At 70.9% G+C, this 24,937-nt stretch carries 19 protein-coding genes; 9 read left to right on the forward strand and 10 right to left on the reverse strand.

Going from position 1 to position 24,937, the window contains the following annotated elements; translation table 11 throughout:
* The first annotated feature begins 304 nt into the window (after positions 1-304).
* The 3 genes from ACIRD7_RS18815 to ACIRD7_RS18825 all read left to right on the forward strand — a co-directional run bounded on the left by ACIRD7_RS18815 (position 305) and on the right by ACIRD7_RS18825 (position 6,283).
* Entirely contained in the window at positions 305-1,240 is a 936-nt protein-coding gene (locus tag ACIRD7_RS18815) for an FG-GAP repeat domain-containing protein (protein ID WP_403454363.1), read from the forward strand.
* A gap of 70 nt (positions 1,241-1,310) precedes the next feature.
* Positions 1,311-5,735 carry a polymorphic toxin-type HINT domain-containing protein gene (locus tag ACIRD7_RS18820; RefSeq protein WP_403454364.1) on the forward strand — a complete coding sequence of 1,475 codons (4,425 nt, stop codon included), beginning with the start codon at positions 1,311-1,313 and terminating at the stop codon, positions 5,733-5,735.
* Positions 5,735-6,283, forward strand: a complete 549-nt coding sequence (locus tag ACIRD7_RS18825) for a hypothetical protein (RefSeq protein WP_403454366.1) — start codon at positions 5,735-5,737, stop codon at positions 6,281-6,283. The genes ACIRD7_RS18820 and ACIRD7_RS18825 overlap by 1 nt, the downstream gene beginning before the upstream one ends.
* Positions 6,284-6,371: 88 nt before the next feature.
* Here the strand turns inward: ACIRD7_RS18825 and pyk are convergent, their stop codons facing one another.
* The 3 genes from pyk to pta all read right to left on the reverse strand — a co-directional run bounded on the left by pyk (position 6,372) and on the right by pta (position 11,211).
* Entirely contained in the window at positions 6,372-7,802 is a 1,431-nt protein-coding gene (pyk, locus tag ACIRD7_RS18830; protein ID WP_403454368.1) for a pyruvate kinase, read from the reverse strand.
* A 113-nt stretch (positions 7,803-7,915) separates the two neighbouring features.
* A complete protein-coding gene (locus ACIRD7_RS18835; protein ID WP_403454370.1) occupies positions 7,916-9,124 on the reverse strand; it encodes an acetate kinase in 1,209 nt (402 codons plus the stop codon).
* The gene (gene pta, locus ACIRD7_RS18840) at positions 9,121-11,211 is read right to left on the reverse strand and encodes a phosphate acetyltransferase (protein WP_403454372.1); all 2,091 of its coding nucleotides are present in this window, start codon (positions 11,209-11,211) and stop codon (positions 9,121-9,123) included. Before pta ends, ACIRD7_RS18835 begins: the two co-directional genes overlap by 4 nt.
* 206 nt (positions 11,212-11,417) lie before the next feature.
* Between pta and ACIRD7_RS18845 the strand changes: the two genes are divergently transcribed.
* Complete coding sequence (locus ACIRD7_RS18845; protein ID WP_403454373.1) at positions 11,418-12,443, forward strand: ATP-dependent 6-phosphofructokinase; 1,026 nt, start codon at positions 11,418-11,420, stop codon at positions 12,441-12,443.
* A 92-nt stretch (positions 12,444-12,535) separates the two neighbouring features.
* On the opposite strand, the gene ACIRD7_RS18850 is transcribed toward ACIRD7_RS18845, so the two are convergent.
* Positions 12,536-13,282: a helix-turn-helix domain-containing protein gene (locus ACIRD7_RS18850; RefSeq protein WP_403454374.1), complete on the reverse strand. Its 747-nt coding sequence runs from the start codon at positions 13,280-13,282 to the stop codon at positions 12,536-12,538.
* Between the two features lie 178 nt (positions 13,283-13,460).
* Between ACIRD7_RS18850 and ACIRD7_RS18855 the strand changes: the two genes are divergently transcribed.
* Positions 13,461-13,907 (forward strand): PPOX class F420-dependent oxidoreductase, encoded by a 447-nt coding sequence (locus ACIRD7_RS18855; protein WP_403454375.1) that lies wholly within the window; start codon positions 13,461-13,463, stop codon positions 13,905-13,907.
* On the opposite strand, the gene ACIRD7_RS18860 is transcribed toward ACIRD7_RS18855, so the two are convergent.
* From ACIRD7_RS18860 to ACIRD7_RS18880, 5 genes are all read right to left on the reverse strand, one after another.
* Positions 13,897-14,736 carry a carbohydrate ABC transporter permease gene (locus ACIRD7_RS18860; RefSeq protein ID WP_403454377.1) on the reverse strand — a complete coding sequence of 280 codons (840 nt, stop codon included), beginning with the start codon at positions 14,734-14,736 and terminating at the stop codon, positions 13,897-13,899. The two genes, ACIRD7_RS18855 and ACIRD7_RS18860, sit on opposite strands and share 11 nt — an antisense overlap.
* Before the next feature lie 5 nt (positions 14,737-14,741).
* The gene (locus ACIRD7_RS18865; protein WP_403454380.1) at positions 14,742-15,689 is read right to left on the reverse strand and encodes a carbohydrate ABC transporter permease; all 948 of its coding nucleotides are present in this window, start codon (positions 15,687-15,689) and stop codon (positions 14,742-14,744) included.
* Positions 15,690-15,738: 49 nt separating this feature from the next.
* Positions 15,739-17,115, reverse strand: coding sequence for an extracellular solute-binding protein (locus ACIRD7_RS18870; protein WP_403454381.1), 1,377 nt, complete (start codon positions 17,113-17,115; stop codon positions 15,739-15,741).
* Between the two features lie 101 nt (positions 17,116-17,216).
* On the reverse strand, positions 17,217-17,921 hold the full coding sequence (locus ACIRD7_RS18875) for a response regulator (RefSeq protein WP_403454382.1): 705 nt from the start codon (positions 17,919-17,921) through the stop codon (positions 17,217-17,219).
* Positions 17,918-19,636 (reverse strand): ATP-binding protein, encoded by a 1,719-nt coding sequence (locus ACIRD7_RS18880; RefSeq protein WP_403454384.1) that lies wholly within the window; start codon positions 19,634-19,636, stop codon positions 17,918-17,920. The genes ACIRD7_RS18875 and ACIRD7_RS18880 overlap by 4 nt, the downstream gene beginning before the upstream one ends.
* A 197-nt stretch (positions 19,637-19,833) precedes the next feature.
* Here ACIRD7_RS18880 and ACIRD7_RS18885 point away from each other — a divergent pair, with 197 nt between their 5' ends.
* The 4 genes from ACIRD7_RS18885 (at position 19,834) to ACIRD7_RS18900 (ending at position 23,994) form a co-directional block, all read left to right on the forward strand.
* A complete protein-coding gene (locus ACIRD7_RS18885; RefSeq protein WP_403454386.1) occupies positions 19,834-21,228 on the forward strand; it encodes a cation:dicarboxylate symporter family transporter in 1,395 nt (464 codons plus the stop codon).
* Positions 21,229-21,593: 365 nt separating this feature from the next.
* A complete protein-coding gene (locus ACIRD7_RS18890) occupies positions 21,594-22,061 on the forward strand; it encodes a hypothetical protein (RefSeq protein ID WP_403454388.1) in 468 nt (155 codons plus the stop codon).
* 13 nt (positions 22,062-22,074) lie between these two features.
* Positions 22,075-22,365 carry a hypothetical protein gene (locus tag ACIRD7_RS18895; protein ID WP_403454390.1) on the forward strand — a complete coding sequence of 97 codons (291 nt, stop codon included), beginning with the start codon at positions 22,075-22,077 and terminating at the stop codon, positions 22,363-22,365.
* A gap of 60 nt (positions 22,366-22,425) precedes the next feature.
* Positions 22,426-23,994, forward strand: coding sequence for an AAA family ATPase (locus tag ACIRD7_RS18900; RefSeq protein WP_403454392.1), 1,569 nt, complete (start codon positions 22,426-22,428; stop codon positions 23,992-23,994).
* A gap of 15 nt (positions 23,995-24,009) precedes the next feature.
* Here ACIRD7_RS18900 and ACIRD7_RS18905 read toward each other — a convergent pair whose 3' ends face one another.
* Positions 24,010-24,936: an aldo/keto reductase gene (locus ACIRD7_RS18905; RefSeq protein WP_403454394.1), complete on the reverse strand. Its 927-nt coding sequence runs from the start codon at positions 24,934-24,936 to the stop codon at positions 24,010-24,012.
* Position 24,937 lies beyond the last annotated feature (1 nt).

Raw genomic sequence — 24,937 nt, forward strand, 5'->3', positions numbered from 1 at the left:
GGAGCGGGGTCTGGGGCGGAGCCCCAGAAGGATGGGACGGGTAGGGGCGGCGGGGGCGAAAAACATCCCCCCCCCCCCCCCCCCCCGCCCCCCCCCCCCCCCCCCCCCCCCCCCCCCCCACGACTCGTTCACAGATTGCTGAAAATCTCTTTACATAATTCACACAGGCCCCATACGGTGCTATTGCCGTGAGCATGACCAGCCACGGCGCGGGGGCGGCACCGGGGAATCACGGCGATGGCGCGAGCCATCGGCGTGTGCGTGCGTGTCCCCGCTGACCTCATCGAGGGGGACCTCGCACTCCATGTTCAGTTTCGTCAACCGTCCGCTGCGCCGGGCGCTGGCAGTCGCGTCCGCGCTCGCGGCGGCCGCCGTACTGGCGACGACGGCGAAGGACGCACCAGCCTCGCCCTCCGCACCGGAACCCGCACAGGCGGCCCACACCGACCGGGCGCCCTTGCTCCAGCAGACGGCCGCCGACGGCGCAGGCCTCTTCCCGCTGCTCGCACGGGACAAGAACGGCCGCATCCTCGACTACGAACCCAAGGGCACCGGCGGCTTCGCCGCCAAGTTCGACCTGGGCGGCGGTTACTCCGACGCGACCGCCCTCGCCCAGGCCAACATCTCCCGCAGCCAGACCGGCACCGACCTGTACGCCGTCATCGACGGCACGCTCTACTACACCGCCGAGCGCGGCGGCGACACCAAGGTCCTCGGCACCGGCTGGGACCAGTACAACCTGCTCGTCTCCGTGGGCAACATGGGCGGCAGCGCCCACCCCGACCTCCTCGCCCGCGGCAAGGACGGCACGCTCTGGCTGTACCAGGGGAAGGCCGACGGCACCCTCGCCGGCCGGGTCGCCGTCCGCACCTCCGGCTGGAACGGCATGAACGAGGTCACCGGCCGCGGCGACTACACCGGCGACGGCAAGGCCGATGTCGTGGCCCGCTCCACGGCCGGGGTTCTCTACGTCTACCCGGGCACCGGCAACGCCACCGCCGAGGCCGTGCTGGCCGACACCCGGCACACCGTGCCGGCGCCCACGGGATCGGCTTGGAAGGACTACACCGTGCTCGTCTCGACGGGCGACAACGACGGTGACGGCAAGCCCGACCTGCTCGGCGTGGACGGCGCGGGCGCGCTGTGGCTGTTCAAGGGCACGGGCAAGGCCTCGGCCCCGTTCGCCGCGCGCACGCAGATCGGTACCAGCGGCTGGACGGCGTACAACCTGCTCTTCTGAGCCGCCCGTTCGTTCGGCTTCCTCCGATTCCTCACCAGAGTCTTCTCAGCAGAACGGCTGACACTTCCGCATGCGTACAGACGCACGTCCGGCCGCCCATGGCCGCCGGACCATCTTCCGCAGACCGGGCGGCTGGACCCGGTTTCTGACCACCACGGCCCTTGCCACCGCGACCGCTGTCGCGATGACCAGCGGTCAACTTCCCAACCCGGCGCCGCACCAGACCGCGACCACTGCCGACGAATCCACCCCCACGACGCCCTTCGACCTCGAAGGCGCCGCTCGGATCCGCGAGGAGCAGTGCCTGCTCAACGACGCCCTGCGCAAGGGCGGACCGGCGACCAAGGAAGTCGCGCGAGCGGGGCTCATCGGCACGGAGGAGCAGCTGCACACGGCTGCCAATCCGGATTACTGGACCGACACACCGCTCGCCAAGGCGTTCGAGAACGACCGGGCGGCGGCCGACACCAAGCTGGATGAGCTCAACGGCCGCCGAAAGGTGTGGGAGCAGTCCCTCGCGATCCCGGACCAGACCACGCCACCGGGCTACACGGTCACCGGCTTCGAGTGGGTGGAGGACGAGGCCAACCCCTTCCACACCATCAGTCTGGGCAACTGGGTCGCCGCCCAGTTCTGGAAGCAGGAGTCGGACCTCTACACCGACCCTCATCCCCTGGCGAGCAAAGAGTCCGTCGACGCCGCCACCGCCGTCTACAACGCTCGCTACGACGAGAACGACCACGCGGACTACGAGGACCGTCAGGCCTGGAAGTCCCTGCAGTTCATGCATGGCATGTACGCCGACGACGCGCGGCTGTTCCTCCAGTACGGCGGATTCCCGACCGCAGCACCCGACCCGGACTCCATGGAGTTCCGGATCGACGTCGAGAACCTCAAGGCGCGGTTCGCGTCCTGCGCGTACAGCAACCCGCAGGACCCGCACATGGTGCTCACCACCGAGCTGGCCGTGGCCGCCACCGAGTGGCAGAACGAACTCGCCGGTCAGAAGACCCAGCGGGACACCATCATCCGGGCCGAGAAGCAGGCCAACGCCGATCTGGCGACGGCCTCCCAGGCGCTCGGGGAGGCGCTCGCGCAGTCGCTGATCGCCAGTCGGCTCACCGTCTGGCAGGCGTACTGGACCAAGCAGAAACCGGACGACCACCCGCTCTTCTATCCGACCACGGCCGAGTTCAACCAGGTCAAGAAGTGGATCGCGAACGCCCAGGGCCGAGCCTCGGGGCGCCTCTTCGTGGCCTCCCGCGCCGCGCTGTCCGCCAAGAACCAGGCGGCGCAGGTCACCAAGGCCCAGACCGAGGCGTACGCCATCGCCGACCAGGCCGGACTGCCGCGCGGCCGGGGCCTGTTGTACGGCCAGCAGGCCGCTCAGGTCACCAAGGCGTCCGCCGCTGCCGCGCAGGCGGCGGCGAAGGCCACGGAGACGGCGTTCAACGCCACCCGCGCCTCGGCCGCCGACAGCAAGACGCTGAACTCCCTGGCCAACACCCAGGCGCACGCGGCGAAGGCCGAGTTCCGGCGCAAGGCCGCCCAGGAGGCCGAGGCCCAGGCGAAGTCTGCCGCGGAGGGCGCCGCCAAGCAGGCCGAGGAGGCGGCGAAGAACGCCGCCAAGGCCAAGGCGGCCGAGAACAGGGCCGAGGCCGCCGAGAAGACGGCCAAGGACGCGGCCGCCGATGCCGCGGCCAAGCGCAAGAAGGCCGAGGCGGAGCGCGACTACGCCAAGTCGCAGAAGGAACTGGCCGCGGCCGAGCGCAAGAAGGCGCACGAAGCGGAGGGCCGGGCCCAGACCCAGCGCACCGTGGCGGCGGACAAGCTCTCCGAGGCAACTGCGGCGGGCAGGACCGCGACCGAGAAGAAGGACGGCGCGCTGGCCGCCGAGCGCAGGGCCAGGACGGCCCGGAACGGTGCGCTGGCAGCCGAGGAACGCCGGGACAGTCTGGTGGCGAAGGCCGAGGCCGCGGAAGCGCTGCTCGCCGCGGTGGACGGCACCGCGGACGCCCTCGAGGCACGGCAGGCGGCGACCAAGGCACGTACCGCCGCCAACGAGGCCACGACGGCGGCCACCGAGGCGCGCAAGGCCGCCGACGAGGCGACCGAGGCGGCCACCAACGCCCGCGAGGCGGCGACCCGGGCCGAGGGCGCGGCCAAGCGCGCCCAGGCGGCCGCGGACGCGGCGAAGCGGGACGTCGCCATCACCGGGGCCGCGGTGACGAAGGCCCATGCGGCCGCCGCCGACGCCATCGCCGCGTCGCAGGCGGCCAAGTGGAACGCCATCGCCGCCAAGGCGGAGGCGGAGACCGCGCAGAAGTCGGCAGCCAAGGCCAAGGGCGACGCCGTCGTGGCGCGCTCCGAGGCCAACCTCGCGGGGGCCGACGCCATCCGCACCGCGGGCCACGCCTACTCCACCGCGCGGGCCGCCTCGGCTGCCCGTGACTCGGCGGCCCAGGTCGTCAAGCCGGCCAATGACGCCATCGAACTCGGCTCCCCCTACGCGGAGACCGACTCCTCGGCGGGCCTCGCCGTGCTGACCGGGCAGGCGTCCAAGACGGCCGCCCAGCAGCAGGTCGCCGTGGCCAACGCGAAGGCGGCCGAGGCGGCCAAGGCGGCGGCCGCGGCCAAGGCGCTGGCGGCCAGGGCGGACGCCGACGCGAAGGCGGCGGCCGAAGCCGCCGCCAACGCGGCCGAGTACGCGGCGGACGCCGCCAAGTCCGCGGCCGAGGCACAGGCCTCGTCCGAGGCGGCGGCCGCCTCCGCGAAGGCGGCGAAGAAGGCCGAGGCCAACACCGTCGCGTACCACGAGAAGGCCGTCGAGGACGCCGAGGCGGCCCAGAAGGCGGCCACCTCGGCCGACGGGTACGCCACCCAGGCCGACGCCGAGGCCGACGAGGCGGAGCGGGACGCGGCAAGCGCCCGTCGTGCCGCCGACGCCGCCGAGACCGACGCGTCCACCGCCCGTTCCGTCGCGGACCAGGCCGAGAAGGACGCCACCACGGCGGAGACCGCGGCGGCCAACGCCCGCAACCTCGCGGTGGAGGCGGCCCAGGCGGCCATCCGTACGCAGCAGGTGGAGTTCGAGGACCGGCAGGAGCAGCAGCGCAGCCCCGACGGCGGCGGAACCGGTGTCGACGGGGTCGTGATGAAGCCCAGCGCCGACACGAGGGTCGACGTCAACCCCTTGAGCGACTGCGTGGGCTCCGGCAGCGGCAAGGACATCGGCTGCGAGATCGACCTCGAGTTCCACTTCTACGGGGAGATGGACTTCTACCTGGAGACCTGCCCGACGCCCGGGGTCGAGCGCTCCAAGTGCGGCAAGGCCATCAAGCGCACCTACCTCACCAGTTCGCCGCTGGACGTCCGCTTCCGCGAGGACGACGTCCACATCGACGGCCTGCAGCTCACGGCGTCGGTCCTGAAGGCCGTCGCCACGGGAGCCGTCGCCGACATCGTCGGGTGCTGGAAGGGCAAGATCAGCAGCTGCCTGTGGCTGGCCGGCAGCATCATCCTGCCGGGGCTGCTGATGAAGGCCGCAGAGGCCGCGTTCGCGGTGCACCTGGCCGTGCGCCAGGGCACCGGGATCGGCCGTGCCATCTGGGGCCTGCGTGGCACCGGGCTCTCCGCGTCGGCGGCGGCCAACCTGGAACGCCTCGGCAGGCAGGCGCTGAGCTCCATGTGCTTCCCGGCCGGGACGAAGGTCGCCACCGAGCACGGAACCAAGCCGATCGAGGAGATCAAGGCCGGCGACCGGGTCTGGGCGCAGGACCCGGAGACGGGAGAACGCCGGCTGCGCACGGTCGCCGGGGTGATGCAGCGCACCACGGACGCGCTGGTCTCCGTGGACATGGGCGAGGAGACGGTCCGGGCCACCCCCGAGCACCCCTTCTGGGTGAACGGCAAGGGCTGGACGAGCGCCGAGGCGCTGCACCGTGGCGACCGGCTGCGGACCCTGGACGGCAAGGGCGCCCGGGTCGAGTCGGTCAAGAAGAACGCGGTCCGGACCCAGGTGTTCAACTTCGAGGTCGAAGGTGACCACACCTACTTCGTCGGCCGGACCAAGGTCCTGGTGCACAATGCCTGCCGGATCTGGCCGAACAACATGTCCGCCTCGCTCGCCGACGAACTCGCGCTGGCGCAGCGGCTGGGCATCCGGCCGGCCAGGCCGGGAACCCCGAATTGGGACAAGTACATCGACAGTGACGGCGAACCGGTCAAGTGGGCCGTGCTGGAGGACGGGGGGCTGGTCATCATGCCGAAGGTGGTGCAGGGCCGAGAGCTCTCCCATCCCGTGCTGAGCGGTGGTGCCCCGGTCAGGGCCGCCGGCGAGGCCGAGATCGCGGGCAGCAACGGCCAGTACTTCGGGTTGAACATCAATAGTCACAGCGGTCACTTCTTCAAGGAGGGTGACTCGTTCTGGGCACCGGGCGGCGGGTCCGAACAACTGGGCAGGGAGATGTTCGAGGCGGCCGGGGTGGTCTTCTGATGGCCGGCGTCTTCGACGACCTCGGCAGTCTGGACCTTGACGGGCACGTCCGTCGCTGGTCGGCGCGCGATCTGGACGAGGCCGACGGCTCGGTCAACGCCTGGATCGCCGCCGCTCAGCAGTTCGCCGCCCGTATCCAGCAGGACCCGGAGCGCTTGACCGACGAGCGGGTGCGGGCGATCGCGCAGGCGTGGCCCGCGCTGCTCGCGGCGGCCGAGCGGGCGAGCGGGTCGCAGGGAAATGAGTGGCTGCTGCGCGACCTGTGGCTTCGGTCGTGGCTGCTTCAACGGCTCGGCCCGCGCGAGGACGTTCCGCTGCTCGATCCGGGGCAGGTGCTCGTCCGTGCGCTCGACGCGATGCCGATGAGCCCGGAGGAGGCCGCCTCGCTCGCGCCTCGCTGGCGGGAGCTGGACCGGCCGCGGATCCTGTCGTTGCGCACGATCCGCCGACTGCTCGCCCCGGTGCGGCCGCTGGCCTTCCTGCTCGCCGAGCACCCGCGGTGGGGTGAGGCCGAGGCCTGGGAGCAGTTGGCCGGCGAGCTGCCTTAGTCGTCGCCCCACATGGAAGCGTTGAGGGCGCCCCCTGTCCCAGGAGGCGCCCTCAGCGCTGTACAAGAGCCTTACGGCGGCGTGGCGGTCAGTCCCGAGCCCCGCCCCCCAGGTGATGCACCCGAACCATGTTCGTCGTCCCCGGCACCCCAGGCGGCGACCCCGCCGTGATCACCACGATGTCGCCCTCGTTGAACAGGCCCAGCTTGACGATCTCCTGGTCGACCAGGTCGACCATCTCGTCGGTGCTGTTCACGAAGGGGACGACGTGGGGTTCGACGCCCCAGCTCAGGGTCATCTGGTTGCGGGTGGACTCGTCCGTGGTGAAGGCGATGATCTGCTGGGCCGCGCGGTAGCGGCTCAGGCGGCGGGCCGTGTCGCCGGACTGGGTGAAGGCCACCAGGCCCTTGCCGCCGAGGAAGTCGGCGATCTCGCAGGCCGCACGGGCGACCGAACCGCCCTGGGTGCGCGGCTTCTTGCCGGGGACCAGGGGCTGCAGGCCCTTGGCGAGGAGCTCCTGCTCGGCCGCGGTGACGATCTTCGACATCGTCCGGACGGTCTCGAGGGGGAACGCGCCGACCGAGGACTCCGCCGACAGCATGACCGCGTCCGCGCCGTCCAGGATCGCGTTGGCCACGTCGGAGGCCTCGGCGCGGGTCGGGCGGGAGTTGGTGATCATCGACTCCATCATCTGGGTCGCCACGATCACCGGCTTGGCGTTGCGGCGGCACAGCTCGATGAGCCGCTTCTGCACCATCGGGACCTTCTCGAGCGGGTACTCGACGGCCAGGTCGCCACGCGCGACCATCACACCGTCGAACGCCAGCACGACGTCCTCCATGTTCGCCACCGCCTGCGGCTTCTCCACCTTGGCGATGACCGGGACGCGGCGGCCGACCTCGTCCATGACCTTGTGCACGTCCCTCACGTCGGCCGCGTCCCGCACGAAGGACAGGGCGACCAGGTCGCAGCCCATGCGGAGGGCGAAGCGGAGGTCCTCGACGTCCTTCTCGCTCAGCGCCGGCACGTTCACGGCCGCGCCGGGCAGGTTGATGCCCTTGTGGTCGGAGACGACGCCGCCCTCGATGACGATCGTCTTCACCCGGGGGCCCTCGACCTCGGTGACCTTCAGCTCGACGTTGCCGTCGTTGATGAGGATCTGGTCGCCCTTGGCGACATCGCCCGGCAGGCCCTTGTAGGTCGTCCCGCAGATCTGCTTGTCGCCGGGGACGTCCTCGGTCGTGATGACGAACTCGTCACCGCGCTCGAGCTCGACCGGACCCTCGGCGAAGGTCTCCAGGCGGATCTTCGGGCCCTGGAGGTCGGCGAGCACTCCGATGGCCCGCCCGGTCTCCTCGGCGGCGGCCCTCAGGCGCTCGTACCGCCCCTGGTGGTCTTCGTGCGTGCCATGGCTGAAGTTGAAGCGGGCCACATTCATGCCCGCCTCGATCAGCCCGACAAGCTGTTCGTGGGAGTCGACCGCGGGGCCGAGAGTACAGACGATTTTCGAACGGCGCATGGGACGATCCTATCGGTTTGTTTCGCTACGGAATATTCCGTCTGGCGGAAGATACAAATGAGCTGTGCGTGGCTCAGCCGTGTTACTCGGGCGTCACATGGCGGAGCCGCATATCAATACCGTCCGACCAGTGCGTAGGTCTGCGTCGCGATCTCCAGTTCCTCATCCGTCGGCACCACCGCGACCGCCACCCGCGACCCCGGCGGCGAGATCAGCCGCGGCTCGTCACCGCGTACGGCGTTCAGCCCGGGGTCCACCGCGAGGCCCAGCTGTTCCAGGCCCGCCACGGCAGCCTCCCGCACCGGCGCCGCGTTCTCGCCGACCCCGGCGGTGAACGCGACGGCGTCCACCCGGCCGAGCACGGCGTAATAGGCGCCGATGTACTTCTTCAGTCGGTGAATGTAGATGTCGAAGGCCAATTGGGCCCGCTCATCACCTTCGTCGATCCGGCGGCGGATCTCCCGCATGTCGTTGTCGCCGCACAGGCCGATCAATCCGCTCTTCTTGTTGAGAAGAGTGTCGATTTCCGCGATGGACATTTCGCCAACACGTGCCAAATGGAAGATGACGGCGGGATCCATGTCACCCGATCGCGTACCCATCACGAGCCCCTCCAAGGGCGTCAGCCCCATGGAGGTGTCCACGCACTTGCCGCCCTGTACGGCGGACGCCGACGCGCCGTTGCCGAGGTGCAGCACGATGACGTTCACGTCCTCGGGGGCCTTGCCCAGCAGCTCGGCGGTGGCCCGGGAGACGTACGCGTGCGAGGTGCCGTGGAAGCCGTACCGGCGGATCCGGTGCCGGTCCGCGGTCTCCACGTCGATCGCGTAGCGGGCGGCCGACTCCGGCATCGTCGTGTGGAACGCGGTGTCGAACACGGCGACCTGGGGCAGGTCCGGGCGCAGCGCCCGGGCGGTGCGGATGCCGGTGAGGTTGGCCGGGTTGTGCAGCGGGGCCACCGGTATCAGCCGCTCGATCTCGGCGAGGACGGCGTCGTCGACGACGGTCGGCTCGGTGAAGTGCTTGCCGCCGTGCACCACCCGGTGCCCGATCGCGGCCAGCTCGGGGGAGTCGAGCCCGAGGCCGTCCTGGGCGAGCTCCGCCGCCACCGCCTTCAGGGCGGCGTCGTGGTCGGCGATCGGCTCGGTCCGCTCGCGGCTGTCGCCGCCGGCCGCCAGCGGGGTGTGCTTGAGCCGGGAGACCTGCTCGCCGATCCGCTCGACGAGGCCCACGGCCAGCCGGCTGCTGTCGCGCATGTCGAGCAGCTGGTACTTCACCGACGAGGAGCCGGAGTTGAGGACGAGGACGCGGGTGGAACTCACTGGGCGACGGCCTTCTCGGTGGGAGTCTGGGACTGGATCGCCGTGATGGCGACGGTGTTGACGATGTCCGAGACGAGGGCGCCCCGGGACAGGTCGTTGACCGGCTTGCGCAGGCCCTGGAGCACCGGGCCGACCGCGATGGCGCCGGCCGAGCGCTGCACGGCCTTGTAGGTGTTGTTGCCCGTGTTGAGGTCCGGGAAGATCAGCACCGACGCCTGCCCGGCCACTTCCGACCCCGGCAGCTTGGTCTCGGCGACGGACGGCTCGACGGCGGCGTCGTACTGGATCGGCCCCTCGATCTTCAGATCGGGCCGCCGCTGCCGCACCAGCTCCGTCGCCTCGCGCACCTTGTCGACATCGGCGCCCGAACCGGACGTGCCCGTGGAGTACGACAGCATCGCGATCCGCGGCTCCACGCCGAACTGCTCGGCGGTGGCCGCCGACTGGATGGCGATGTCGGCCAGCTGCTCGGCGTTCGGGTCCGGGTTCACCGCGCAGTCGCCGTAGACGAGGACCTTGTCGGCCAGGCACATGAAGAAGACCGAGGAGACGATGCCGGCGTCCGGCCTCGTCTTGATGATCTCGAAGGCGGGGCGGATCGTGGCGGCCGTCGAGTGGACGGACCCGGACACCATGCCGTCGGCCAGACCCTCCTGCACCATCAGCGTCCCGAAGTAGTTCACATCGCTGACGACGTCGTACGCCAGCTCGACGGTGACCCCCTTGTGGGCCCGGAGCTGGGCGTACTTCTCGGCGAACGCGTCGCGCAGCTCGCTGGTCGCCGGGTCGATCAGCTGCGAGTCGCCCAGGTCGATGCCGAGGTCGGCGGCCTGCTTGCGGATCCGGTCGACCGGGCCCAGCAGCGTCAGGTCGCAGACGTTCCGCCGCAGCAGCACCTCGGCGGCGTGCAGGACGCGCGGCTCGGTGCCCTCGGGCAGCACGATGCGGCGCATGTTCGAGCGGGCCTGCTCCAGCAGCTTGTGCTCGAACATCATCGGCGTGACCCGGTCGCTGCTTGGCGCCGAGACCCGCTTCAGCAGGTCGCCGGTGTCGACATAGCGCTCGAACAGACCGAGCGCGGTCTCCGCCTTGCGCGGGGTCGCCGCGTTCAGCTTCCCCTCCAGGGAGAAGAGCTGCTCGGCGGTGGGGAAGCTGTAGCCGGGCACCGACAGCACCGGGGTGCCCGGGGCCAGGCGGGCGGCCAGGGTGAGGATCTCGTCGCCGGGCCGCTCGTCCAGCGTGAGCAGCACACCGGCGATCGGCGGGGTGCCCGCGCTGTGCGCGGCCAGCGAGCCGACGACCAGGTCGGCGCGGTCGCCCGGGGTGACGACCAGGCAGCCCGGGGTCAGGGCGGTCAGGAAGTTCGGCAGCATCGCGCCGCCGAACACGAAGCCGAGGGCGTCACGCGAGAGCCCGGAGTCGTCCCCCAGCAGGACCTTGGCGTCGAGGGACTGGGCGATCTGCCAGACCGTCGGCGCGGACAGGGCGGGCTCGTCCGGAACGACGTAACAGGGCACCGGCAGCCGCGAGTCGAGCCGCTCGGCGATCTCGTCCCGGTCGTCCCTGGCGACCCGGTTGGTGACCATCGCGAGCACGTCGCAGCCCAGGTTCTCGTACGCCCGGTAGGCGTTGCGCGTCTCGGCGAGCACGGACTCGGCGGCCTGCCCCCGTCCGCCCACGACGGGTATGACGGACGCGCCGAACTCGTTGGCGAGCCGGGCGTTGAGGGACAGCTCGTCCGGGAGCTGGGTGGCGGCGAAGTCCGTGCCGAGGACGAGGACGACGTCGTAGTCGCGGGCGACGGCGTGGAAGCGGTCGACGAGCGTGGACACCAGCTCGTCCGTGCCGCGCTCGGCCTGGAGCGCGGACGCCTCGTGGTAGTCCATGCCGTAGACCGTCGCCGGGTCCTGGGAGAGGCGGTAGCGGGCCCGCAGCAGCTCGAACAGGCGGTCGGGAGAGTGATGCACCAGCGGCCGGAACACCCCCACCCGGTCGACCTGGCGGGTCAGAAGCTCCATGACCCCCAGTTCGACGACCTGGCGGCCGTCTCCGCGGTCGATCCCGGTCACGTACACGCTGCGCGTCACGCGTCGTCTCCGTTTCGTCTGTCGTGTTCGTCTGTCGTGGCATCGTCGGGGTCGCAAAATCGCCCAGTGAGGTGAGCGAAACCCTCTTGACAATACCCTTGGCGCTGGATAAGGCGCCCGTCAGTACGAGAGCGACACCGCCCTCAGCGACGTGAAACAATCGGACTGGCTCACCGGTGTCAACAGCGAGCAGGAGACACAGCACGATGCGTATCGGAGTTCTCACCGCAGGCGGCGACTGCCCCGGCCTGAACGCCGTGATCCGGTCGGTCGTACACCGAGCCGTCGCGCAGTACGGCGACGAGGTGATCGGCTTCGAGGACGGATTCGCGGGCCTGCTCGACGGCCGCTACCGCAGCCTCGACCTGGAGGCGGTCGGCGGCATCCTGGCCCGCGGCGGCACGATCCTCGGCTCGTCCCGGCTGGAGCGCAACCGGCTGCGCGAGGCCTGCGAGAGCGCCCCCGACATCGCCCGTGACTTCGGCATCGACGCGCTTATCCCGATCGGCGGCGAGGGCACGCTCACCGCGGCCCGGATGCTGTCCGACGCCGGTCTGCCGGTCGTCGGCGTGCCGAAGACGATCGACAACGACATCTCCTCCACGGACCGCACCTTCGGCTTCGACACGGCGGTCGGCGTCGCCACCGAGGCCATGGACCGGCTCAAGACGACCGCGGAGTCCCACCAGCGCGTGATGGTGGTCGAGGTCATGGGCCGCCACGCGGGCTGGATCGCGCTGGAGTCCGGCATGGCCGCCGGCGCGCACGGCATCTGCCTCCCGGAGCGCCCCTTCGACCCCGCGGACCTCGTGAAGATGGTCGAGGAGCGCTTCTCGCGCGGCAAGAAGTTCGCGGTGATCTGCGTCGCCGAGGGCGCCCACCCCGCCGACGGCACCATGGACTACGGCAAGGGCGAGATCGACCAGTTCGGCCACGAGCGCTTCCAGGGCATCGGCACGGCACTCGCCTTCGAGCTGGAGCGACGCCTCGGCAAGGAGGCCAAGCCGGTCATTCTCGGCCACGTCCAGCGCGGCGGCACGCCGACCGCGTACGACCGCGTCCTCGCCACCCGCTTCGGCTGGCACGCGGTGGAGGCCGCGCACCAGGGCGAGTTCGGCAAGATGACCGCGCTGCGCGGCACCGACGTCGTGATGGTGCCGCTGGCCGAGGCGGTGACCGAACTGAAGACGGTGCCGAAGGACCGGATGGACGAGGCGGAGTCGGTCTTCTAGGGCTTCCAGGGCCGGCCCCCGGCATCTCCCCGGCGCGGTCGTCGATCACTGAGGGACTGCGGGACTGCGGGACTGCGGGATCGTCCGAGAGCTCAGGCAGTGCCCTTCTGGACGGTCTGCCAGAAATGATCCACGATCCGGTCCAGGAACTCGCGGCCGGCCGCGCTGGAGTCCCCGCCGCCACCGCCCCAGCTGAGCGTCGCGGTCATCTGTCCCTGGTAGCTGGCGTGCAGCTCCTGCAGGGCGGTCTCCAGCAGCCGCCGGTCCAGGGGCGCGATCTTGCCGACCGGGCGCACATACGCCTGCCAGCGCGTCGTCACTGCGCTGCGCAGCAGCTCGGCGAGCCGGACCTCGCGGCCCGTGACGGTGATGAAGTCGGGCAGCGTCAGGCCCAGGATGTCGGCGAGTGCGGCGCACTGGCGGTCGGTGCCGCGCCAGTCGTCGTTCTCCTCCATGCGCAGATACCCGGGGACGTCGTGCCCGACGGCACGGGCCACGTCCTCGGGTGCCAGGCCGCGGGCGATGCGGTGCTCCCGCAGCGTCCTCGGCTTGCCGAGCAGTTCACCCGGCGAGCACCACAGCACGCCCGCGAGGGCGGTGAGCTCGGCGCTGCTGGGTGAGGTGAGTTCGCGTTCCCAGGCGATGACGAGGTCCTCGGTCACGTAGGGGAGTCCGTACGAGGTCCGCATGCCGTGGGCGACGTGTTCGGGCCCCATGTTGAGCGCGGCGCGCAGTCTGCGCGCGGCGGGGGCGTTGAACGGGGGAGTGGGCGGGTTGCGGCGGCTGGAGCGGTTGGGCGGCTGGTTCGGTTGAGCTGGGGGTCGGCGCACGGGCCACAACGTAGGCCCGGGGGAGTGCGGTGACTACGGTCTGTTCGGCCAGGATCACGGATTGTAGGAAAGTACGGCTACTGACGGGTTCGGCGCTGGCCGAAGATCGTCTGTCGACCCGGGCGGGGTGCCGGTCAGGATGGCGCCGGGGCGTCACCGCGGCGGCCCCGGAAGGTGGTGACCGACGGTGAACGGCAAGCTCAACGGGCATATTCGCGAGCGCCTCCTCGCGCCGAACTTCTGGCATCTGGCGACGGTGGGCCCGGACGGGATGCCGCAGGTTTCGCCCATGTGGGCGGACATCGAAGACGAGTACGTCATGGTCAACACGTCCATGGGACGCGTGAAGGTGGACAACCTGCGGCTCAATCCCAACGTTTCGCTGTCCCACCACGACCCGGAGAACCCGTACGACCGTGCCGAGATCCGGGGGCGGGTCGTCCGGTTCGTCGAGGGGGAGACGGCGGAGCGCGCGATGGACCGGCTCGCGCAGAAGTACATCGGGGAGGAGCGCTACCCGTGGCTGCTGCCGGGGGAGCGCCGGGTGATGCTCTTGATCGAGCCCGTGCGGGTGCGCAGGGTCGTGGGCGTGGAGGCCTTCCGCGAGGGTGTGCTGCCGGACGTCACCCCTTGACGGCCCCGCCCAGCGCGAACCCCCCTCCGAGCCGCCGGGAGATCAGCACGTACAGCAGGATCACCGGCGTCGAGTACACGATGGAGAACGCCGCCAGCTGGCCGTAGGCCACCATCCCGCGGTTGCCGAAGAAGTCGTTGATGCTCACCGACGCCGGCATCTGGTCCGGGGTGAGCAGGAGCATGAACGGCACGAAGAAGTTGCCCCACATCATGACGAAGGAGAAGACCGTGACGACGGCGACTCCGGGACCCATGAGGGGCAGCACGATCCGCACCAGCGACTGGAGCGAGGACGCCCCGTCCGTCCAGGCGGCCTCCTCCAGCTCCTTGGGCACCCCGTCCATGAAGTTCTTCATCAGCCAGATGGCGAACGGCAGTTGGGAGGCGGCGAAGAACAAGATCGTGCCCTGCATGGTGTCGATCAGGTTCACGCGCACGAACAGCGCGTACACCGGCACCATGATCGCGGTGATCGGCAGGCTGGTCGCGAACAGGACCGTGAGCAGGAACGGCCGGTTCAAGCGCGAGCGGAAGCGGGACAGCGGGTAGGCGGCGAGCGCCGCGCACACGACCGTCAGGGCCGTCCCGCCGCCGCACAGCAGCAGGCTGTTGAGCAGCGGCGTGAAGGTGATCTCCGGCGTCAGGACCGCGTCGAAGTTGTCCAGGGTGAGGCCGTCGGGGACCTTCACCCGGAGGTCGGCGCCGGTGTCCAGGGATGACAGCACCACCCACACGAGCGGCAGCACGAACGCCGCGGCCACCACCAGCAGACCGGCGTCGGCGGCCAGTCGGTGCGTGCTCCGGCGGGATGCGAGGGAACGGGCCATGCGCGTCAGACCTCCGTCCGCAGCAGACGCAGGTAGACCACCGAGAACAGCGAGCCCACCACCAGGAGCAGCAGGGCGACCGCGGTGCCGTAGCCGATCATGCTCTTCTGGAACGCCTCCTCGTACATGAACAGCGGCAGGGTCTGGCTCTTGCCGCCCGGGCCGCCCCTCGTCATCACCCAGATGAGCCCGAAGACGGACAGTGTCTGAAGGGTGATGAGCATCAGGTTGGTGCCGATGGAGCGGCGGATCATCGGGAGCGTGATGTGCCACATCCGGCGCCAGCCGCCGGCGCCGTCGACCTGCGCCGCCTCGGTGATCTCCTTCGGGATCTCGTTCAGGGCGGCGGAGTAGACCAGCATCGAGAACGCCGTGCCCCGCCATACGTTCGCGAAGGACACCGCCAGGATCGGCAGTGTGAACAGCCAGTTCTGGGTGGGCAGTCGGAGCCACTCCAGGATGGCGTTCAGGGTGCCCTCGCGGCGGAAGAAGGCGTACAGCAGGAACCCGGCGACGACTTCCGGCAGCACCCACGCCGTGACGACGATGCCGCCCACCAGGGTGCGGACCGGCTTCGACGCGCGCTGCATCAGCGCGGCCAGAGCCAGGCCCAGGGTGTTCTGGCCGACCAGGGCCGAGATGACGGTGAAGACGAGAGTCATCCAGACCGCGTTGAGGAACGCCTCGTCACCGAAGGCCGTACGGAAGTTGTCGAACCCGACGAACGACTCCTCCGCCTGGCCGGTGAGCTGGAGGTCGGTGAACGCGATGAAGGCGCAGTAGGCGATGGGACCGGCGAGGAAGAGGAGCAGCAGGACGACGGCGGGGGAGACGGGCAGGGCCCGGGCGAGGCTGCGGTGCAGCGGGGCGGGCTGTGGGCCCGGAGTCGCTGGGCCCGACGGGGACTTGCGCGTCGTCGGGCCCGTCGCCGTGTGCGGTGCTTCGGCGGTCATGGGCGGCGGTCCTCGCCGTCGTTCACCTCTCGATGGTTCTCGCCGTCCGTCACTTCTGGATCACCTGGTCGTCCGTAGCGGACTTCAGCTCCTCGTCGTAGCCCTTGGCCGCCTCGTCCACCGACATGTCGCCCGTCGTCACGCCCTCCATCGCCTCCTGCACGGCGGTGGAGACCTTCGGGTACGCCGGGAAGGCGGGCCGGTAGTGCGTGCTGGCCACGAGGTCCGTGAAGAACTTGATGCCGGGCTGGGCGTCCGTGTACGACGGGTCGTCCGCGACGTCCTTGCGCACGGCGATGCCGGAGTTCGCGATGTACCACTTCTGGGCGTTGGCCTTGGTCTGCATCGTCTTGATGAACTCGAAGGCCAGGTCGGGGTTGCCCGCCTTGGCCGGGATCGACCAGGTCCAGCCGCCGGACATGCTCACCTTGCCGGGCGCCTGGCCGTTCTGCGTGGGCATCGCGGCGAGGCCGAGCTCCTCGGACCACTCGGGCCACTCGTGGCCGCTGCCCGCCAGCCAGTCCTGCGGGAGCCAGGAGCCGTCGAGGGCGATGCCGAGCTTGCCCTGCGGGAGCCACTCGCCGCGCACCCGGGTCATCACGTTCGGGTCGAGCGCGTCGGAGACGTCCGGGCCGAGCTTCTCCTTGTAGACCGTCTCGACGAAGGAGAGGGAGTCCTTGAACCCCTCGCCGCCGGCGATCCACTTCTTGGCGGACTTGTCGTAGAGCGGGTCGGTCGCGCCGTCGTTCGTGCCGTAGAGCAGCATCTCGAATGTCTGCATGGTGGCGGCCTCGCCGACCGGCTTGCCCGTGTAGACGTTGAGGGGGATGACCCCGGGCACCTTGTCCTTGATGGTGCGTGCGGCGTCGAGGACGTCGTCCCAGGTCCTCGGCTGCCAGTCGGCCGGGAGACCCGCCTTGCCGAAGATGTCCTTGCTGAACCACAGCCCCCGGGTGTCCGTCCCGTCCGGCACGCCGTACGTCTTGCCGTCCTCGCCCTTGGCCGCGGCCTTCGCCGTGTCCATGAACTGGTTCCAGTCCTGCCACTTGGCGAGATACGGGTCGAGGGGCTTCAAGTAGCCGCTGGTGATGTCGGAGTTGATGAGGAAGGTGTCCTCGTAGACCAGGTCCGGGGCGGTCTTGGGGGAGCGGAGCATCTGCTGGAGCTTGGTGTAGTACTCCGAGTCCGGGGCCTTGATCGGGACGAACTCGACCTTCTTGCCGGGGTTCGCCTTCTCGAACTGCCTCTTGATGTCCGCGAGATAGGTGTCCATCACCTTGATGGAGTTGTCCGTGGACTGCTTGAAGGAGACCTTCACGGTGTCCGGGTCGCTGCCGGAGCCGCCGCCACAGGCGGTGAGCGTGCCGGCGGCGGCGAGGGTGAGGGCGAGGACGGTGGGGAGGGCGGCGGTGGGGCGCACGGGCATGACCTCCTGGGGCCTACGTCGTTGTGGCCTGGGGTTGTCTGCCCGGTGAACCTAAGAGGAGTGGTCTAGTCAGGTCAATGCGTGTGCGGGGATTGGGCTTTCTACCGGCCCGTCCCTGTCCCCGGCACCCACCGGTACACCAACTCCGGCCTCCCGACCTGCCCGTAGACCGGGGCGCGCTCGGCTCTCCCGGCCTCCACCAGATGCTCCAGATAGCGCCGGGCCGTGATCCGCGAGATCCCCACGGTCTCGGCGACGCCGGCCGCCGTGAGCCCCTCCTTGGCGTCCCGCAGCGCCCCGGTCACCCGTTCCAGCGTCGGCGCGCTCAGGCCCTTCGGCAGCGCCGCGGGCGAGGGCGCCCGCAGTGTCGCCAGCGCCCGGTCCACGTCGTCCTGACCGCTCGCCTCGCCCGCCGCCGCGTGGAACTCGGCGTAGCGCACCAGCCGGTCCCGCAGGGTCGCGAAGGTGAAGGGCTTCAGCACGTACTGCACGACCCCCAGCGACACCCCCTCCCGCACCACGGTCAGATCCCGCGCCGACGTCACCGCGATCACGTCCGCGTGGTGCCCGGCGGCCCTGAGCGACCGGGCCAGTTGCAGCCCGTGCACATCGGGCAGATGCAGATCCAGCAGCAGCAGATCCACCGCCGTCCGCTCCAGCGCGCGCCGCGCCTCCGCCCCCGTGTGCGCCTTTCCGACCGCGACGAACCCGGGCACCCGCCCGACGTACATCATGTGCGCGTCCGCGGCCACCGGGTCGTCCTCCACGACGAGCACGCGAATCGCCTGCTCGGGCTGAGCCGTCATACGTCACCTCTCGAAACCACCGCGCCACCGGAAGTGGACCCCTCCGCCGGGACGGACCCCTCGGCGGCCCCTGAAGCCCTCGCCGCCCCGGGCTTTCGCGTGGAAACAGTGGCCTCCGCCAACGGCAGCCGCACCTCGAACACCGCCCCACCCCCCTCGGCCTCCGCCACCGACAGCCGCCCGTGGTGCCGGATCGCGGCCTGGCGGACCAGGGCCAGCCCCAGTCCACGGCCCCCCGGCCCGGCCGGCTTCGTGGAGAAGCCGCGCTGGAAGACCGTCTCGGTGAGCGCGGGGGCCACCCCGGTGCCGGTGTCGGAGACCCGCAGTACCAGCTCGCCCCGTTCGGCGTACGCCGTCACCGTCACCCGCGCACCCACACTTCCCTGCGCCGCGTCGACGGCGTTGTCGATCAGGTTGCCCAGTATCGTCACCAGGTCCCGGGCGGGCAGGGTGTCCGGCAGCAGGCTGTCGTCCAGGCGGCTGTCCTCCGACACCACCAGCTCCACGCCCCGCTCGTTCGCCTGCGCGGTCTTCCCGAGCAGCAGCGCCGCCAGCACCGGCTCGCTCACCGCCGCCACGACCTGGTCGGTGAGCGCCTGGGCCAGTTCCAGCTCGGCCGTCGCGAACTCCACCGCCTCCTCGGCCCGCCCGAGCTCGATGAGCGACACGACCGTGTGCAGCCGGTTCGCCGCCTCGTGCGCCTGCGAGCGCAGCGCCTGCGTGAAGCCCCGCTCGGAGTCCAACTCGCCCATCAGCGACTGGAGTTCGGTGACATCCCGCAGGGTCACCACCGTGCCGCGCCGCTCACCGCCGGAGACCGGGGAGGTGTTCACCACCAGCACCCGCTGCGCCGTCAGATACACCTCGTCCACCCTCGGCCCGGACGCCAGCAGCGCCCCGGTCAGCGGGGCCGGCAGACCGAGCTCCGCGACCGACCGCCCCACCACGTCACCGGCCACCCCGAGCAGCTCGCGCCCGCCGTCGTTGATCAGCGCCACCCGGAACTGCCCGTCCAGCATCAGCAGCCCCTCACGCACCGCGTGCAACGCGGCCTGGTGGTAGTCGTGCATCCGGCTCAGCTCGGCCGCGTTCATCCCGTGCGTGTGCCGGCGCAGCCGCGCGTTGATGACGTACGTGCCGATCGCGCCCAGCGTCAGCGCGCCCGCCGCCACCCCGATCAGCGCGGTCAGCTGGTCCTGCACCCGCTTGCTGATCGCCTCGACCCGGATGCCCGCGCTGACCAGCCCGACGATGTGCGCCGGATCCGTACCGCCGTCGTAGATCGGCACGACCGCCCGGACCGACGGCCCGAGCGTGCCGGTGTACGTCTCGGTGAAGGGCTCCCCGCGCAGCGCGCGCTCGGTGTGGCCGCGGAAGTGCTGGCCGATCTGCTCCTCGTCGGGATGCGTCCAGCGGATCCCCTTGGGGTTCATGATCGTGACGAAGTCGACCTCGGCGTCGCGCTGGACACGCAGCGCGTACGGCTGGAGCTCGGCCGTGGGATCGGCGGTGCGGATCGCCTCCCGTACGGACGGCGCGTCGGCGATCGACTGCGCCACCGCCTTGGCCTGACGCCCGGCGGCGTCCTCGGCCTGGCCGGTGTCGCTGACGTAGGTGAACACCGCGTATCCGGCGACGAGCACCGCTATCAGCACGGCCTGCATCGCGAAGAGCTGGCCGGCCAGGCTGCGGGGTCTCGGGACGGGGATGCGCATGTCGTCAGTCTGCCTCCATGGCTGATTGTGAACTAAATGAACGGAAGGGTGACCGCCCTCACACCGCGGGAGATAGTCACCGCATCGCTGAATTACGACCCCGCTCCCCCGGGGCTCGGCAGCCGATCAGCGACCCCCCACCCCGGACGTGAGCCGCACGCCGGTGACAACCGACGAAGACGTCAAGGAGGGCAGCCGTGGCCGCCGCCAGTTCCCCCGATACGGCACCTGCCGCACCCGTTGCCAAGCGGGACCGCACGCACTACCTCTACATCGCGGTGATCATCGCGGTCGCCCTCGGCATCGCCGTGGGTCTCATCGCCCCCGACTTCGCGGTCGAGCTGAAGCCCATCGGCACGGGCTTCGTGAACCTGATCAAGATGATGATCTCGCCGATCATCTTCTGCACGATCGTGCTGGGCATCGGCTCGGTACGCAAGGCCGCCAAGGTCGGCAAGGTCGGCGGTATCGCGCTGGTCTACTTCCTCGTGATGTCACTGGTCGCGCTCGGTATCGGCCTGATCGTCGGCAACATCCTGGAGCCGGGCACGGGGCTCGCCATCACCGACGCCGTCAAGGACGCCGGTCAGGCGCAGGTCGACGCCGAGGCCAAGGACACCACCGAGTTCCTGCTCGGCATCATCCCGACCACGCTGATCTCCGCCTTCACCGTCCAAGAGGTCCTCCAGACGCTGCTCGTCGCCCTCCTCGTCGGCTTCGCGCTGCAGGGCATGGGCTCCGCCGGGGAGCCGATCCTGCGCGGTGTGCAGCACCTCCAGAAGCTCGTCTTCCGCGTCCTCGCCATGGTGATGTGGGCCGCGCCGATCGGCGCCTTCGGTGCCATCGCCGCCGTCACCGGGTCCGCCGGTGTCGACGCCCTCAAGAAGCTCGCCATCCTGATGCTCGGCTTCTACGTCACCTGCTTCCTCTTCGTCTTCATCGTGCTGGGCGTGCTGCTGCGGGTGGTCGCCGGCCTCAACATCTTCACGCTCTTCAAGTACCTGGGCCGTGAGTTCCTGCTGATCCTGTCCACCTCCTCCTCCGAGTCGGCGCTGCCGCGCCTCATCGCGAAGATGGAGCACCTGGGCGTCAGCAAGCCGGTGGTGGGCATCACCGTGCCGACCGGCTACTCCTTCAACCTCGACGGCACCATGATCTACATGACCATGGCGTCCCTGTTCATCGCCGACGCCATGGGTACGCCGATGGCCATCGGTGAGCAGATCCCGCTGCTGCTCTTCCTGCTGGTCGCCTCCAAGGGTGCCGCCGGCGTCACCGGTGCGGGTCTGGCCACGCTGGCCGGCGGTCTGGCGTCGCACAAGCCCGCCCTGGTGGACGGCATCGGCCTCATCGTCGGCATCGACCGCTTCATGAGCGAGGCCCGCGCCCTGACGAACTTCGCGGGCAACGCCGTCGCCACGGTCCTGATCGGCACCTGGACCAAGGAGATCGACCGGGACAAGGTCGACCAGGTGCTCGCCGGACAGCTCCCGTTCGACGAGAAGACCCTCCTGGACGAGGACGGCCACGGCGCCGCCCCGGGCGCGGAGGTTCCGGAACAGGGCGGCGAGAAGGAACTCGCCAAGGCCTGACCCCCGGCCCGCCGCACAAGCACCCGCTCCGGGACCCACCTGCTCCGGACGCCCGGCCCCGCCTGAACCGGGGCCGGGCGTCCGGCCACACATGCTCCGGGCGGCTGGGATGCTCCCCCGTCGCTCAGCCGCCCGGCCCCACCCCCCCCGCCCGACTCAGGTGTACGGCAACCGCCGTACGCCTGACGGCATTACCGGATTATTAGGTTCCGTTACTCGTCCTTGCCCAACCCGGTGGATCTTCCCCGCCTCTCCACGGGCAGGGCGGCAGACGCCGCCGGTCCCGCCGCCAGGTTGGGGGGACCGGGCCCGTACCGAGACCGGGTGCGGGTTCCCGTCGAGCACGAGGAAGTCCGGGGGAACCCATGGACACATTGCGTAAGACGTTGATCGGCACGGCCGCCGGTGCGGTGTTCCTCACCGCGGGCGTGGCTCCGGCCCAGGCGGCCATGGCGGGCGGGCCGACCGCGGGGCGCGACTACAAGAGCATCAGCGGCGTCTGCGGTTCGCTGCTGGCGACCGGCGTCAGTGTCGGCTCGCTGGGGAAGACCATCGCGTCGAAGGGCGCGGGCTGGGTGGGAGCGATCGTCTCGGCCGGCTGCCTGGTGAAGGACACCAAGGAGTACAGCAGGGCGTTCAACGCCACCCCGGCGGGCATCGCGCGCCTCAAGAAGATCCAGGCGAAATACCACGGCTACACCTTCGAGCACTTCATGAAGGACTTCGGCTGCAAGTGGGTCGCCAACCCGCCCGGCGGCGGCACGGACGTCGCGCCGCGCGTCGCCGCGGACAAGGCGTCGGGGCACTGGGACTGCAGCTCCGCCGGCGACTGAGCGCAGCCGCCCCGTGGACATCACCGTGGCCCTCGTGCTGGTCGTCGCCGAACTGGCGGTACTGACCGGCGGATACCTCGACGCACAGTCGGCCACGCGACCGGGTACGGCTGCCCGCGTCGCCCGGGTGGCCGGGCCCCTGCTCGCGGTGGGAGCCGCCGTGGCACTGGTGCAGGGCCCGGTGTGGAAGGTGGCGGTGGCTCTGGTCACGCCCGCGCTGGTGAAGGCCGCCGACGGGGGTGTACGTCGCCTCGGTACGCCGGTACCGGGTGGTGGCGAGCCGGCCGGCCGGATGCCGCGCTGACACCGGGGCCGGGCAGGGGCCGGGCAGGAGGCCCCTGCCCGGCCCCGCACCCTAAATCCTTTGACCCGTCAGCCCGTTCGGCTCACGCTGGTGCCCTCGACGTGGACCTACCGGCGCGGACGTTCGGAGGCGGGCATGGCGGAAGAGGCGGCACCCCTCTCACTGGACCAGGTGAACGACCTGTTCTACGAGTTCCTCGAAGCGGTCGCCCGCGCCTCGCGCAAGGACCAGGAGAGCGGCCGCAACCTCAGCACCCGGCTGATGGCCCACCTCGGCTCCACCCCCGCCGACCGCCCCGTGGTCAAGGCGGCCTACGCGCCCTACGACCTGCCCAACGTCCACCTCGCCCTGGAGCGCTGGTTCGCCGTCGACCCCGCCCGCTCCTACGAGCTCGTCGGCCTGCGCGGCGCCCAGCACCACGGCGATCTCACCCTCGGCGACATCCTCGACGCGGCCGACCGCTACGACCGCTTCGTGATCGGCGCCGTCGACTACGCCCATCTCCCCGTCGCCCCCGACACCGAACTGGCCTGCGTCTCCAGCGGGTTCTACCTCGGCCGGGACGGCGACGAACGCTTCGCGGTGCTGCTGCGCGGACCGCAGGACGAGTACGGGCGCAACAAGGTCGAGGTCGAGGTCCTCGCCGGGGACAAGGAGTTCGCCGACCGCCTGCTCGCCGAGCTCGACACCCTCGTACACGAACACAACGTCTTCCGCGGCCAGGTCCTCTCCTTCGAGGGCTCGGAGTTCGGGCGGGGCCTCGGCCCCTTCCGCTTCCACCGCCGCCCCGACCTCACCCGCGACGACATCGTGCTGCCCACCGGCCTCCTCGAACGCCTGGAACGCCAGGTCGTGGGCGTCGCCCGGCGGCGCGACCAGCTGCGCGCGGCCGGGCAGCACCTGCGCCGCGGACTGCTGCTGTACGGCCCGCCCGGCACCGGCAAGACCCACACGATCCGCTATCTGCTCTCCCACCTCCCGCAGTTCACGGTGGTGATCCTGTCCGGCACCAGCATCTCCGCGATCGGCCCGGCCTGCGCCCTGGCCCGGATGCTCCAGCCGGCGCTCGTCGTCCTGGAGGACTGCGACCTGATCGCCGAGGCCCGCGACTACGGCGCCGGCGACCAGCCCCTGCTCTTCCAGGTCCTGAACGAGATGGACGGCCTCGGCGACGACGCCGACGTCGCCTTCCTCCTCACCACCAACCGCGCCGACCTGCTGGAGCCGGCCCTGATCCAGCGCCCCGGCCGCATCGACCTCGCCCTGGAGATCCCGCTGCCCGACGCCGAGGGCCGCGCCCGCCTCCTCGGCCTCTACGGCGCCGGACTCGGCCTCGGCAAGGAGATCGCGGACGAGGTGGTGGCCCGCACCGAGGGCACGACCGCGTCCTTCACCAAGGAGCTGGTGCGGCGCTCCGTCCTGATCGCGGCCGAGCGCGAGTCCTCCGGCACCGAGCCGGACGACGTCCGTGCCGCCCTCGACGAACTCCTCTCCGACCAGGACCACCTCACCCGACGCCTGCTCGGCGTCCAGGGGGCGGACACGGACGGCGAGGGGGAGTGGACGCCTCCGGCGGATGCGTCCGCTGTCCCCGGTCCCCCTCACCCGGGCCTCGCCCCGACCGACTGAACCGAGCCCCGCGCCTCAACCGACCGGCGCCACCGCGCCGTTCAGCCGCGCCAGCTCCCGCGCGTCGAGCACCAGGTCGGCCGCGGCCGCCGAGTCCCGTATCGACTCGGGACGGCTCGCCCCCGGAATCGGGATCACGGCCGGGGACCGCGCCAGCAGCCACGCCAGACACACCCGCTGAGGGCTGACGCCACGGGCGGCGGCCACCTCGTGGAAGGCGCCGAAGCGTTCCTCGCCCTCCGTCCGCGACGGCCCGTCCAGCGAGCTGCGCGCGATACCGCCCAGGGGGCTCCACGGCAGGAACACCAGTCCCAGCTCCGCGCACAGCCGCAGCTCGGCCTCGCTGTCGCGTACCGCCGGCGAGTACTGGTTCTGCACCGACACCAGCCGGTCGCCGAGGATCCGGCGGGCCGCGCGGATCTGGTGCACGTCCGTGTTGGAGACGCCGGCCAGCCGGATCTTGCCCTCGTCGAGGAGGTCGCGCAGCGCGCCGACCGAGTCCTCGAACGGGACGCCCGGATCCGGCTTGTGCAGCTGGTAGAGCCCGATCGCCTCGACCCCGAGCCGCCGCAGCGAGGCCTCGGCGGCCGCCTTGAGGTGGCCAGGGTCGCCGTTCACCGTCCAGCTGCCGATGGGGGTCCCCCCAGGCCTTGGGGCACTGGGGGACAGTCTGCCCCGGCCGCCCTTGGTGGCCACCAGCACGCCGTCGGTGTCGCCGCCGTACGCGGCCAGGGCGCGGGCGACGAGGAGTTCGTTGTGACCGGGCTCGGCGCCCGGCAGGTGGTAGGAGTCCGCCGTGTCCAGCAGCGTGACCCCCGCGTCCAGGGCGGCGTGCACGGTGGCCAGGGCGCGCCGCTCGTCGGGGCGGCCCTCGAGGGACAGCGGCATCAGGCCGAGGCCGACGGCGCTCACGCGGTGCGGGCCGAGAGTGCGGTGGCGCATG

This window comes from Streptomyces sp. NPDC093568 (assembly GCF_044764945.1).
Classification (GTDB): Bacteria; Actinomycetota; Actinomycetes; order Streptomycetales; family Streptomycetaceae; genus Streptomyces.